The sequence below is a fragment of the Pedobacter sp. WC2423 genome (genome assembly GCF_040822065.1).
Lineage (GTDB): Bacteria > Bacteroidota > Bacteroidia > Sphingobacteriales > Sphingobacteriaceae > Pedobacter.
Genome location: NZ_CP162005.1, coordinates 2,525,593 through 2,538,361, shown reverse-complemented (window position 1 = coordinate 2,538,361; position 12,769 = coordinate 2,525,593). Strand labels below are relative to the sequence as shown.

At 38.3% G+C, this 12,769-nt stretch carries 10 protein-coding genes; 6 read left to right on the top strand and 4 right to left on the bottom strand.

The genetic code is table 11. The features are described 5' to 3' along the window. Positions 1-52: 52 nt before the first annotated feature. Complete coding sequence (locus AB3G38_RS10170; RefSeq protein WP_367868373.1) at positions 53-1,210, bottom strand: hypothetical protein; 1,158 nt, start codon at positions 1,208-1,210, stop codon at positions 53-55. A gap of 10 nt (positions 1,211-1,220) precedes the next feature. After that, positions 1,221-2,114, bottom strand: coding sequence for a TssN family type VI secretion system protein (locus AB3G38_RS10165; RefSeq protein WP_367868372.1), 894 nt, complete (start codon positions 2,112-2,114; stop codon positions 1,221-1,223). A gap of 187 nt (positions 2,115-2,301) precedes the next feature. On the opposite strand from AB3G38_RS10165, the gene AB3G38_RS10160 reads away from it, so the two are divergent. Continuing rightward, positions 2,302-3,240: a type VI secretion system baseplate subunit TssG gene (locus AB3G38_RS10160; RefSeq protein ID WP_367868371.1), complete on the top strand. Its 939-nt coding sequence runs from the start codon at positions 2,302-2,304 to the stop codon at positions 3,238-3,240. 18 nt (positions 3,241-3,258) lie between these two features. Here the strand turns inward: AB3G38_RS10160 and AB3G38_RS10155 are convergent, their stop codons facing one another. Then, positions 3,259-5,112, bottom strand: a complete 1,854-nt coding sequence (locus AB3G38_RS10155) for a hypothetical protein (protein ID WP_367868370.1) — start codon at positions 5,110-5,112, stop codon at positions 3,259-3,261. A gap of 161 nt (positions 5,113-5,273) precedes the next feature. Further along, on the bottom strand, positions 5,274-5,708 hold the full coding sequence (locus tag AB3G38_RS10150) for a GPW/gp25 family protein (RefSeq protein WP_111635340.1): 435 nt from the start codon (positions 5,706-5,708) through the stop codon (positions 5,274-5,276). Between the two features lie 149 nt (positions 5,709-5,857). On the opposite strand from AB3G38_RS10150, the gene AB3G38_RS10145 reads away from it, so the two are divergent. From AB3G38_RS10145 to AB3G38_RS10125, 5 genes are read left to right on the top strand one after another with little or no spacing between them, the layout of a single operon-like run. Continuing rightward, a complete protein-coding gene (locus tag AB3G38_RS10145; RefSeq protein WP_367868369.1) occupies positions 5,858-6,379 on the top strand; it encodes a hypothetical protein in 522 nt (173 codons plus the stop codon). 2 nt (positions 6,380-6,381) lie between these two features. Next, positions 6,382-6,879 carry a type VI secretion system transmembrane protein TssO gene (locus tag AB3G38_RS10140; protein ID WP_367868368.1) on the top strand — a complete coding sequence of 166 codons (498 nt, stop codon included), beginning with the start codon at positions 6,382-6,384 and terminating at the stop codon, positions 6,877-6,879. 39 nt (positions 6,880-6,918) lie between these two features. After that, positions 6,919-7,869, top strand: coding sequence for a PKD domain-containing protein (locus AB3G38_RS10135; protein ID WP_367868367.1), 951 nt, complete (start codon positions 6,919-6,921; stop codon positions 7,867-7,869). Between the two features lie 5 nt (positions 7,870-7,874). Further along, positions 7,875-10,235 carry a type VI secretion system protein TssR domain-containing protein gene (gene tssR, locus AB3G38_RS10130; protein WP_367868366.1) on the top strand — a complete coding sequence of 787 codons (2,361 nt, stop codon included), beginning with the start codon at positions 7,875-7,877 and terminating at the stop codon, positions 10,233-10,235. An 11-nt stretch (positions 10,236-10,246) separates the two neighbouring features. Beyond that, complete coding sequence (locus AB3G38_RS10125) at positions 10,247-12,763, top strand: ATP-dependent Clp protease ATP-binding subunit (protein WP_367868365.1); 2,517 nt, start codon at positions 10,247-10,249, stop codon at positions 12,761-12,763. Positions 12,764-12,769: the final 6 nt, after the last annotated feature.

The window sequence follows — 12,769 nt, the reverse complement described above, 5'->3', positions numbered from 1 at the left end:
AAAAGGGTATCATCTAATAACCAGATGATACCCTTTTCTATTTAAAATGAGTTTAGTCCAGTAAAGTCCAGGTTCTTTTGGTCTGAACCTGCTGTACCATTTGCTGCTCTGCAACCACAATGTTTTCTTTACGCTGCCCGATATATTCAAGCATGCTTAGTTTATTCCAGAGTGCAACCATTACTTTTAAGAATTCTTCAATAGTTGACATCGAAGCATGGATATTCTGGTGGTCATAGATCATTTCGATATTACGCGCCAGCAATTCTTCAAAATTCCCGGGAGTGACATCACGCCATTCATAGAAATATTTCAGCATTTCTTCTCTTTCTTTAGGTTCAATAAGCTTGATACCTGTAAAAAATACGTGCGCCAGATTTGAACAATAACCTGCAATATAAACAGGTGATTGCTGATACCCCAGGTTCCTGTAGTTGAAAAAGATCTGGGCAATATAATCCAGCAGCTTTTCAGACAATAAACGGATATTTTTTCCAAGAGGCGTAATGGAATCTCTGGCAGCAGTTTTATCGATGATTTTAAAGGCGGCCAGTTGAAGATCGTTAATCAGTGTACTAAACGATTCATAGTACCTGATCAGGCCCGGGTGGCTCACTATAGAGCTGCTTGGCGGGATATAATTAGTATTGATAGAAATCCTGCCATTCTCCATTACAAACTGTCCGATAGTGAGATGATAGTTATCAGTTGCATTCGGAGTCATTTCAGAAGCCGGAAGAATTGATATGCTATACTTTTTACTGATGTCGGGATATCTTGGCGGGTTATCCTGCGGATCGGGAGTTCCTGAAGGTACTCTGTCAAAAGGATTAACCAGCAGCAGGATATTGTAGATGGCAACCTTAGAATAATCCGTATTCTCACTGTTGAAAAACTGGCTGTAAGAAAGCTGGTTATCATAGTTTGAGGTATTCGGAATATCAATTCTGCACCCTTCGGCAGTAATTGCATTACAATGCCTTACTTTGATTTCAATATGGTTTGTTGCCTTTTCTGAGATTTCTATATCATGTGATACACGCTCGCCAGCAAAGGGAGGAAGCAGACCATAATTGAAGTTGTTAAGCGATATCGAGTTGGCATCTCTCACAAAGTCCTGGTTAAACTGATCGGTAGCCACAAAATGGCTGCTTGATAGTTTCATCCCATCCACCCAGTTAACGGGTTTGTATTTTAATGGTGAAATCATAGTGTTTTAATTAGATGAAAATAGATTCGTCTCCGATTGCTTCGGGTTTATTAGCGTTTTCAGATACTCTTTTTGCGTAAATAGTAACTTTCTCTGTAATGCGGTTATTGACAATGTCGTGGTCTGGATCTATGAAAATATTCTTCTTGAAGAAGGATGTTTTGATGAAAAAGATCCATTTATAAGATTCTCCATCTTCGCCAATATATTTAACAGGGCTCTTAGGGAATTTCAGATTATAATCTTCAATGAATTTATAGAACCAGTTACCGAATATCATATTTTCCGGCGCTTTCGCTTTAACGCGTAAAGGCTCCGGGTCACTGGTGTTTTTATACAGTTCCAGCTCTAATACCAGCATACGGTCAAAATCCAGGTGATCCATATCGATATTGATTGGGGTCATAGGGTATTGCCAGATTTTATAAATTTCTGTAGGGATACTGATCAGTGCTACATAAGCCCACCAGAAAAGCAAAGGGACAATAAAGGTCAAAATGCTCGTTGCGGCCCACAAACCAAAGTGAATATCACTTAGCCAGTTGAAGGCCAGTTGAAACAGATAAAAGCTAAGCAATGAGCCGACTAATATGCCGAATACAATAAAAAGCTTTCTGTCCAGCAGTTCTTTAGGATATTTCTTCGTGAACAGGTAAACAAAAAAAGTACCGGTCATTAGGTAATAAATCTGACAGATAATATATCCCCAGGGCATAAAATCAAAGCTCAGGAAGCCAAGAAGGCCGGGGAGTGCAAGTACTAAACTTAATACCAGGATGCCAATGATCAGTCTTTTGTTATTAAGAAATTGATTTTTCTTATTGACAATCGAGAGCAGCGCAGCCGATACAACAAATATTAAGGGGAATAATAAATACCGGATAAAAAATGATTGAACGTCCATTAAATTGTACTTGATGTTTTTGTTTAACTGTTAACAAATATAATACCTTAAATCTATCAAAATAAGAATGGTATAGTTATTAGTGTATATTAGTTTAATTATACCGTAAATAAATATATGAATCCCTGATGATTGTTTTAATTATCAAGGATCCATCTGACAAAAGAAAAACAATAAATATAAACAAATGAAACAGAGGCTGCATTTAAAGAATGATCTCAATACTGATTTTGAAGCTATCACAAAAGTTGCAGAGTTAATAGAGAATGGTGATTTTCACACTGATCAGATTGCAGTAATCCCTGTGGGTGCAAAACAAAGAGCTTATGCGAAAGATATCAGCAATCATTCATTTTATTATTCGGATAGTAAACGCAAAGACTGTTTAACTATAGAAGTTAACCAGGAAGGTTTTTATGATATGCTGCCTGAAGGACTGTTCCATACACCTCCTACAGGGAGTTCGGGCATGTCCGAAGAAGAAATGGTCGAAGATGTACGCCTGAGAAGGACAGAGGAAAAGGACGCAAGAAAGTTCTTCATGCCTTTTGAGGCTGAGGTCAATTATCTTAAAACAGTTTTGCAGCTTTATGAGAACAGACTGGATAAGAGGACAACTTATACCGACCTGACGAATATCTTTGCCGCTGGCTGGAAAGAATTTGAATTGCTTGATAAAGAACAAAGTATAATCTGGATGCACTTTCTGCCGGTGATCCATCAGAAAAGAAATGACCTGAAATTTCTCGGACAATTGTTAACTGTTCTTTTTAAAATTCCGGTAGAAGCAGTTTTAAAAAGTACAAATGTAAAGCCTTCACCGATTGATGAAGGGTTGCAGTTCAGGCTTGGCTCCGGTGCATTGGGAATAAACTCTATTATCGGCAGCAGCTTTTTAAGTGATGAAGAACAGGTGTTTATCAATGTGGGGCCTGCGCACATCAATAAACTCGTCAATTTTATGCCGGGTACTGCGCATGCGCATTTAATAGACCTGGCGGTGTCATATTTAGTACCTGTTGAAACTGAGGTAACTACTAATTTAATAGCCGGCCAGCAAAACCAGGTCGGATCACTGGGCGCAGATTCTAATAATTCCTATTTAGGCTATACCGTTTATCTTTAACCCGTGATCGTTTTCTTTTTAACTCAATAAAAGCCTGTAGTGAATATTCATCGTACTGCGGATTTCAAGCTTGGATTTAGTTAAACTGAGCATAGATTTCCATTCTTCTTCATTGAGTTCGTTTTGGTGCGCAGGAGTGATGATAATATCTGTAGTTTTCAGAAAGCCTTCTTTTGGATTTTGTGCAGGCATCAGTCCTTTTCGGATATTGACGGCCTTGATTTTATTGCCTAATTCAAAAAAGCAGAAGTTAATGATGTCTGATTGGGTAACCAGCCTGTTTCCGGTTGTCAGTCCGTATTTATAAGCCTGAACTCTGTTGGTTGCATTTAATCTGGATCTTCCTCCTTTAGTGTTACTCAATAAAAACAGGCTTTCTGGTATTGTTTTGCTGCTTTCAAAGGATTGCAAGTGACTTCCGGATTTGATTTGATTGCCTAATTCTGCATTCGTTGACCAGAATTCAAGAAACAGGATGTCTGCATTATTTAAAGGTTTGACAATAATATAATTCAGTAGTTCTTTAATCGTAATGAGCTGTGCTTTTGTTTTTTGTTCAATAATAGAGATATTTTGTTCCAGTTCTTTTAAGGAGCTGTTCAGAAAATCAGATCCGTAGGCAGAAAATGCAGCCTTTTCATCTCTCAGCAATTCAAACAGATAATCTACAATTTCCTTTGCATTTCTATTGTCAAAGCGTTCTGATCCTCCGTAACGTATTGAAAATGAACCTGCATTTGCATCATCGTCATGGCTATGCGGAATTTCAGTGTAATAGTTCCCTGCTTTATCAGTCAGCGAGTCTACACAGAGAAACTGATCATGGTCCTGAAGTTTGATGGGCATAATATTAGTCATCATTTTCAGGCGGTGCTTAAAGTCATGTATTCTTTTGTTGACTACTGGGAAAGCATTAATGGAAATATGCAATTCATCGAGCATAGCTTCATTAATTGCAGCTGGGAAAACGACTTTTAGCCATAGTATGGGCTTTTTAAAGCTGGTCAGGCTGCCTGTTTGAAATACAGTGTCAAATTCTTTCGGGTAATTTTGAAGATAGGGCTGATGTGGAAATATGTTTTCTTCGTCAACGGTCAGGAACCTGTTTGCGTAAAAAGCATTAACGTCTTGTGTGATCAGGTTCAGCACATCCTGATTATCAAATGGAGACTGCCTGTTTTGTTCTGGCTCGAGGTAGAATTTATTTAAAGAAAGATTAACGGGCAGATCGTTTAAAAACCACTTAGATAAAGCAATAAGGTCATATATACTATCGTTAACGGCATAATTACGCCAGTCAAAATAGAAGCTTAGTCCGGGCAGAAGATTTACTGCTGGCGGGTTTTCAATTCCGATATAAAGTGTGTTTTTCTCCAGGCCTTCTCCAGGATTACTATGCGTTAGTAAAGTCTTATTGTGCTGTGCATCAATCTTAAATATATTACTCCCATTGGCCAGATAAGCTATTTCTGAGTGGAATACTTTAACCGCTTTTAAAGGGCTGAAGAAGATGTCTGATGTTTTTTCTCCGCTATTTTCACTTTTATCTTTCAGCCTTTTTCTAAAGAAGAATTGTGTTTTAGTATCAATAGTTTCTATAGGTTCTATGGCGCGTGCATGTAATATGGCATGTGCCGGAAGGGCAGAGGTCAGGGTATCTGAAGCTAAAATACGGGATATACGATCCAGAATCCGGTTCTCCAGGTTTTTTACATCATTGGAAACATTGAAAAGCTCTGTGCTTAATGCTTCAATCAGCAATTTAACCAGCGGATCAAAATCATTTGTGTTTTTTATACCCCAGTAATCTAATGCATTTTTTAAAATTCTATTTCTTATTTCGTCTTTAGAGGAGTAAAATATGTTCTTCATTTAGCGTTTGGTTGTGCTTTATAAGGATAAAGATCGTGTAAGCTTAAGTAATTAATTTAAAACAGGAGTGTAATCCTGTCTTTATTGTATTGTAACAGCTTTGTGATGTAGTATGCTGTATATAAATTAGTTCAGTGTTTCCTTAAAATAGAACACTATAGCTAGCTTGAAAGTGGACTTAAGAATAAGCCAGTGTTAAAATAATACTTTTCTCCGGTAATATTCATTTTCCCCCAGATGGAAATGTCAACTTTTTTCTTGATTTCTGTAACATTTCTGAGAGAAAATTTCTTTTCTACTTCAGTCATATTGATTTCAACTTCAACCTGATACAGGCGGCGTTCATATTCTGTAATAGATCTGAGCAAAGATTGTCTGAACTTTTCTTCCCAGGTAGTTTCACTTACGATCAATTCGAAGTCTAAATCCCATATTTCGCAGCCAAAGTTCCTGTTATGCCTGTGTTCTCCGTATCTGGTGAAAATAATTAACTCTATGTTCTGAGAGATTGATTTGCCTAAATCGGCCTCTGTAAGGTCTTTGTTTTCGAGAATGTTTTTTAATCGAAATGGTTTGTTGTATAAGAAATCTGACATAGGTTACTACTTAAATGGAACAATAATTGGTAAATGGTTAATCAATATTACGTCCAAAATTTATATATTGGAACATAATACTAACAGACTTTTAATAAACATGTTATTATAATTAAAATCTTACAGCTCTCAAATCTAATATACTTCTGATGAAACCTATCAACGCTCAGGAACTGAACAAGTCATACCGGCTCTTTATTTTAAATTTCATTTCCCTTACCAGTTTCGCCGTGATCTGCGTGTATCTGTTCTTTGCAGCTTCCAGATTTGAATACCAGCTTTTGGAAAAGGAAGTGAAACAAACCGAACAGCTGTTGGCTAAACGGAAAGATATCAATACTAAATTTGATATGATCCTGTTAAGATTCAAAGAACTTTCCAAATACACCTCCATCAATTCTGAGGAGATGAATAATCAGGCGATCATGCTTGAAGATATTCAAAATACAAATTTTAAAATCAAAGAAATCATCAAAAAAGAAAAGACGGCAGTCAGCAGTTTTCTGTTGTATAAGAAAATGACTGAAGATGTTTCTCAGATGGCAGGAATCCAGGATTCACTGTTTACAACGAGATTCCAGATTGAAAATGTAAAAACGCAGTTGGATGCTTGTTTTCAAACGAATAACCATGCTGCTAAAAAAATAAGAGGAGGAAGGTTTACCAGGTAATTATGATTAAATTAAGTATAAAAGAACGAAGAGACCAATTCCTTTTTTTTATAGGAATATTTCTATTTACTACCGGATTACTAAGCTTTGGTTTGTTTTATGATTATGGTAATGGCCGGGTAGTTTCCAAGCAGGATCTTGCTGATAAACTGGAACAGAACACTGAATTTGAAGCTACGGTTAAAGAACAGCGTGCTACCATTGATACGACTTACAAAAACATTATGACTTTTGATCCCGGTGTGCAGGCTGTATTTCTGGAAAATGATATCAAGAACTCGATGGCTTCTATTAAATCCAATTATGACCGCAAAGCCTATGATTCACGTTACAAAACATTTTTACAGGCTTCTCAGCTTTATAGTGATTTGTTTTACAACAGAAGAGAACTTAAAGGAAATAACAAGGATATAGACAAATTGAACAAATCTTTAGAAGATTGTAAGTTATCTACCCGGCAGCTCAGACAAACCATGGGCAGCCAGCCGAACCAGAGATAACCAACCGGAACCGAATTAATAAAAACAAAATATAAACCTATGGCCGACACTAATACTACGAATGGAAAATCAGTAAGCAGTAATTCACAGGGATACATCTTCCTGTATATTTTTATTGCAATCCTGATTATTGCTGCACTTATCTTCTTATTAAAAAGCTCTTTCTTTGATAAACGCAGCGTTGACGCGAGAATTTTAAAAGATGAAATGTACCTGAATGAAGACCTTGTATTTACCGATAATACCAGGAGCGCAAAAAAATGGCTCTGGGAATTTGGTAACGGGGCGAAATTAACGACACAGAACGGAAGTTACCGCTATACTAAATCAGGTTCTTATATTATCAGATTAACAGTTGATGGAGAGTTAAAAGAACAATTCCCGGTTACTGTAAGAGATACGGTGGTTGCTGCTTTAGACACCATGGTTACGATTAGCGGGCCAACATCAGGAGTCGTCAATGAAGAAGTGAGAGTAGAGGCCGAAGGAAAGGCTAACCAGTTTGAATGGTCTTTCGGGGAAACTAACCGGGTAGACGTAAAGGGCAGAACCGCTTTATACACGTTTCATACACCTGGTAAATTTATGGTGAAATTAACAACTGACAGAAGCCACAGACCTATTTATCATACTATTTTTATTACAGATCCGAATGCGGAACTGGATACCGATATGGTGGTACCTGGTGAAGGGGAACAAAAAGTTGTTGATGATATAAGGGCACGTTTGCAGGCAATTGCAAATGGGGCAGATTTTAATTCAAATTATTACTACCTGATCCGCAGATATATGTGTAACAATGAAAAGGTTACTGTAGCTGTTGACCAGAATGGGGTTAAAAAATCAAGTGATTTTTATTCTTACTGTATGGGACTGACTTTCGGGGGTGAAATCGTTGTTGATGAAGCTCAATTGACAATCAGCCCTAATTCAACTTGTGCCACTTTGCTAAATATCAAACAACATTCTGCCAATACAGTAAAAAAATAACCACTATGAAAAGAATTATATCCCTCTCTATATTAATTGCCCAAACTGCTTTTGTCATGGCACAATCGCCGGCAGCTTTTGGAAAGAAAGTAAAATACATGCCTAAGGCATATGCTAAACCATCCGCTTTGACCAACCTGAGTGAGGATGGCAGCAGAACCAAGCTACCGTGGATAGTTTTCTCAGACAGAGATGAAAATTATACAACTACCACACCTGGTGGAAGTCTGATCATGAAGAAGCTGAATTTTATGGAACCTTTTTATGTTTCTAAAGATGAAAACGGATATTTAAAATTGATTAAATATAAAGCTGGAATGATCAGGGGCAGAAAGATCAATGATAAGAAAAGCGCAATCAGTTATGGCTGGATTCCAAAGTCAAAGATGTTGTTGTGGCAGCGTTCTTATTCTAACCAGAAATCGGGCTATCCGGAAAAATCAATCGCTATTATTACGGGTAAAGTACCGATGACGGAATCTAAATTCTATTATGACAACACGGATTCTGCTTATGTTTACAGCTCTCCTGAACTTAAAAAGAAAGTAACCAAAGTGAGGTTGCATGAACTGAATTATATCTTTAAAAAATCTGAGGATGGTAAAAAATACCTGATTGGAAATGAAGATCAGCTGGTTACTGATAGTGCTGCCAAGAGTATTTATGGCTGGATCGCTTCTGATGCGGTGCATAGCTGGGGTGACAGGTTATATATCACACCAAAACAGATTGATTCTTATGACCAGAGTGATTCGGTTGCTTTAGCGCTTACTGGTGTACACATGGATCCGCTTTTAGCTGCAAATGATATTATTCTGAGAAGTTCTCCTGTGGTGAATGATGATGGTGCCGGAAATTATACTTTAGGGGTAGCTGGTGATGTGTATAATAAATCAAACAATAAGCTGATTACAATTAATGGGGCAACTTTGCCTTACCTGACCTATTTAGATTTAAGGAAAAATATTCACCAGATCAATGTGATTTTTGTTGTGGATGGCGGAAGTCCGATGTCGCGTTACTTTTCAGGATTAACGAATACAATCCAGTCTTTTGAGAATATTTTCAATGATTATGGTAAAAAGCACAAAGTAAGTTACGGTGCTGTGGTTTATAGAAATGAAGCAGCCGGAACATTAAGCACTCCTGCAATCTCTCCTGATTACAGGAAGTTAATGAGCTTCCTTTCTGAAGAGGCTAAGCGGACGGAAAGATATAATGGAAGAATCGTTGCTGAGCCTGTTTATGATGGGGTAAGAGCGGGTTTAAATCTGCTTAAGAACCATAGAAACGAAACGAACCTGATTGTATTGATCGGTAGTACTGGAAATGAGACTTCTTCTGCTTATCGTTTAACACAGCTGACTGAAGAGTTTGCCCGTGCAGATGCAAGATTATTAGCGATTCAGTTGTATAGCGATTATGATCAGCTGTTCAATAATTTTGTGCTGCAGTCTAAGAAACTGGTTTCTGAATCAGCGGTTTATTCGGCAGATAAAAAGAAAAGGTTTTTAGTGAAAGGGGAGGGCCTGAACAATACGCAGGCTTACAATACAAGTCAGCTGGATTCAATTTCTTACTACCTGGATTATCCGAAAAACAGTTTGATTCAGGGCGGGGTAGTTTTCCCAACCAAGGGCTCTGTAAATTCAGCGGAATCTATGAATATTGCCATGAGACGTTTCATTAAAGAAACTGATATGGATATCAATAACCAGGTGAGTTCTCTGGACAGTGCATTCAGGTTAACCGGAATTGAACGTAAAAATCTGTCTCCGGTTGTGGAAGCTCAGCTGAGTGCCCCTGTTGGGGAGGAAGTAGCTGATAAAATGCCGCACAATGGTTTTAAATATTATATGACTACAGGTGTGCATTCAGATATTGTATCCAAGAATAAAGAGCTGATGCAATATGCATTGATCCTGAATACGATGGAGTATAAGCAGATTGGTGATATTTTCTCTTTAATGATCGGACAAAATCTTCAGCCTGATCAGTCTTCTTTCAGAAAGAAGTTACAGAAAAACTATTTCAATATTCTACGCAATTTCCTGGATGTAGATATTTCAAGAGGCCATATTAAGCCAATGACTTTAGCCAGATATTTGAAAACGGTAACAGGTTTGCCAGTTACAAATGACCTGTTGAATAAATATACGGTTGGCGATTTAAAAAGCCAGAGCAAAATGCCACAGGCAGATTTTGAGGCTTACATCAAATTCCTGATCAACTCTAATGAGCAGATTAAAAGAGGAACACAGGTTGGTCAGCAATTTATTTCCAACGGAAAAACCTACTACTATATCACGGAAAAGAATTTTGTGCAGGCCGCTGCCACTGAAAATGCAGTGAAAGAAACCCCTTAGTATCAGATATTATGAGTCTTACAAACATTAGTGAATCAGTAAAGCTGGCGATCAGGGTCGCACAATCCCTTGCTAAAGAATACCGTAATCCTGAATTTACTGCTGCTCACCTTTTAAAGGGGTTGATGCATAAGGAAGTTGGATTGAGAGGTTTTTTATCTTCTATTGGAAAAGATGAGGAATATATCAGTGAATGGGCTGAAGTAAGAATTGAAGAGTTAGAAAAAACTTCTTCTTCGCAGGAGGAAGTGAAGGGCAGTCCTGAAATTGCAAAGGTGTTTGAGGAAGCTGACCTGGTGAGGATCAAGCTTGGACTGGATTTAATTACGCCTGTTTGTGTACTTACAGCTTTGTGTAAGCCTACAGTAGGGTTTAAACCAGATCAGTTGAAATCATTCCCGATCAAGGAAAAGGAATTGCTGGATCTTTATTTAAAAGATGAGGAATTACAGGCTGTGGTGGCACCGGTTTCCGGAGATGGAAAAGGAGCTAAAGGCGGAGTGGGAACAACTGCTTTACATAAGTATTGCATTGACCGGATTGCACTGGCCCGGGACGGTAAAACAGATCCGATTATTGGCAGGGATAAAGAAGCGAGAATGATTATGGAAATCCTTTGCCGCAGAACTAAACCGAATGTGATTATCACTGGTGACGCCGGAGTTGGAAAAACAGCTTTGGTTGATGGTTTTGCACAGGATATTATAGCTGATAACGTTCCTGAATTATTGAAAGGTGTTCAGCTTTTTGAACTGGATTTAGGTTCTCTGATTGCCGGGGCTTCTTATAAAGGAGAGATTGAAGATCGTTTAAAGAATATATTAAAAGAGATCAAGCAATTTGATAAAGCTGTATTATTCATTGATGAAATTCATACTTTATTAGATAATAAAGGCCCTATTGGTGGTGGTGTAGGTAATTTACTGAAACCTGAGCTGGCTAGGGGTGAAATTACGGTAATTGGTGCAACAACAATAGATGAATACCGGAAAATTATAGAGCCTGAACAGGCCTTTAGCAGGAGATTTGAGGTATTGCAGGTGAATGAACCGAATGAGGCTTCGGCGATTAAAATGCTGGAAAAACTAACCATTAAATATGAGGAGCATCATCAGCTGAAAGTTCAGCCGGATGCAATTCCTGAATGTGTGCGGTTAGCGAAACGTTATATGAAAGACCGCAGGCTTCCGGATTCTGCTTTTGATTTACTGGATCGTTCTATGGCGGCCATGAAAATGATGAATGATACTTCAGAGAAGGTGCTGGAAGAGTTAACTCAAACTCTCGCTGAGTTAGAGTTGTCTGATATTGATGAAGTAACTGAATTGACAGATTATAAATGGTTGTATAATCAGTTACAGGATAAAGTGAGCCCGGTATTGTTAGGGCAGCTGACGGATGAAACGCAGGTAGAGGCTTTTGAAACTGCTGATGAATATCACCAGTATATTGCTAAAAACCTGGATGCGTTGAAAGTACTGACCGAAAGAAAATCAGATGAAGTGACCAAGCAGGACATTGCTTCAATTGTTTCTTATAAAACAGGTATCCCGCTGGGTAAAATCCAGGCGCAGGAAAAAGAAAAACTGCTCAACATGGAGCAATTCCTGAAAAGAAGAGTGGTTGGACAGGATCAGGCTTTAAAGGCTGTTTCTGATGCGATCCTGGAATCAAGAAGTGGATTAAACAAAAAAGGTCAGCCTATTGGTTCATTCTTCTTGCTTGGGCCAACAGGAACAGGAAAAACAGAACTGGCCAAGTCTATTGCTGAATTCTTATTCAATGATGAAAAGGCAATGATCCGTTTTGATATGTCCGAGTTTAAGGAAGAACATTCTGCAGCTTTGCTTTATGGAGCGCCTCCGGGATATGTGGGTTATGAAGAGGGTGGTATGCTGGTCAACAAGATCAGAGAGCAGCCTTATTCTGTGCTGTTATTTGATGAAATTGAAAAAGCGCATCCTTCGGTATTTGATACTTTCTTACAGATTCTGGATGAGGGGCATATGCATGACAGGCTGGGCAAGGAAGGTGACTTCTCCAATTCACTGATTTTATTTACTTCTAATATTGGTAGTGAGTGGATCTCTGAGCAGGTAGGACAGGGAATTATCCCGACTTCGCAGCAGTTAATGGAGATTATGGCACGTCAGTTCAGACCTGAGTTTTTAGCGCGTTTGTCTGAGATTGTACCTTTCGCGCCAATCAATGAAAGCAACGTAGTGCGCATCTTCGAGATTCAGCTCAAAAGTTTAATTGATGCTTTACACAAACAAGGCATAGCTTTTGAGATTGAAGAAGAGGCGACAAAGATGCTGGCACTGAGTGGTTTTACGCCTAAGTATGGGGCGAGACAATTATCCGGGGTAATCCGGAATGAGTTAAGAAGACCGATCTCAAAATATATTATTTCTGGTGCTTTGAAAAAAGGCAGTACGATTGTGATCAGAAAGCATGAAACAGAAGAAAAGCTGGAGTGGGAGATTATTGAGCAAACTCCTGTTACTGAATTAGAAAACGAATTATAGAATTAT

Coding starts and splice junctions, on each gene's coding strand:
- AB3G38_RS10135 (WP_367868367.1), top strand. CDS start 6,919: ATGGCCGACACTAATACTACGAATGGAAAATCAGTAAGCAGTAATTCA.
- AB3G38_RS10170 (WP_367868373.1), bottom strand. CDS start 1,210: ATGATTTCACCATTAAAATACAAACCCGTTAACTGGGTGGATGGGATG.
- AB3G38_RS10145 (WP_367868369.1), top strand. CDS start 5,858: ATGAAACCTATCAACGCTCAGGAACTGAACAAGTCATACCGGCTCTTT.
- AB3G38_RS10160 (WP_367868371.1), top strand. CDS start 2,302: ATGAAACAGAGGCTGCATTTAAAGAATGATCTCAATACTGATTTTGAA.
- AB3G38_RS10125 (WP_367868365.1), top strand. CDS start 10,247: ATGAGTCTTACAAACATTAGTGAATCAGTAAAGCTGGCGATCAGGGTC.
- AB3G38_RS10140 (WP_367868368.1), top strand. CDS start 6,382: ATGATTAAATTAAGTATAAAAGAACGAAGAGACCAATTCCTTTTTTTT.
- AB3G38_RS10150 (WP_111635340.1), bottom strand. CDS start 5,708: ATGTCAGATTTCTTATACAACAAACCATTTCGATTAAAAAACATTCTC.
- AB3G38_RS10165 (WP_367868372.1), bottom strand. CDS start 2,114: ATGGACGTTCAATCATTTTTTATCCGGTATTTATTATTCCCCTTAATA.
- AB3G38_RS10155 (WP_367868370.1), bottom strand. CDS start 5,112: ATGAAGAACATATTTTACTCCTCTAAAGACGAAATAAGAAATAGAATT.
- tssR (WP_367868366.1), top strand. CDS start 7,875: ATGAAAAGAATTATATCCCTCTCTATATTAATTGCCCAAACTGCTTTT.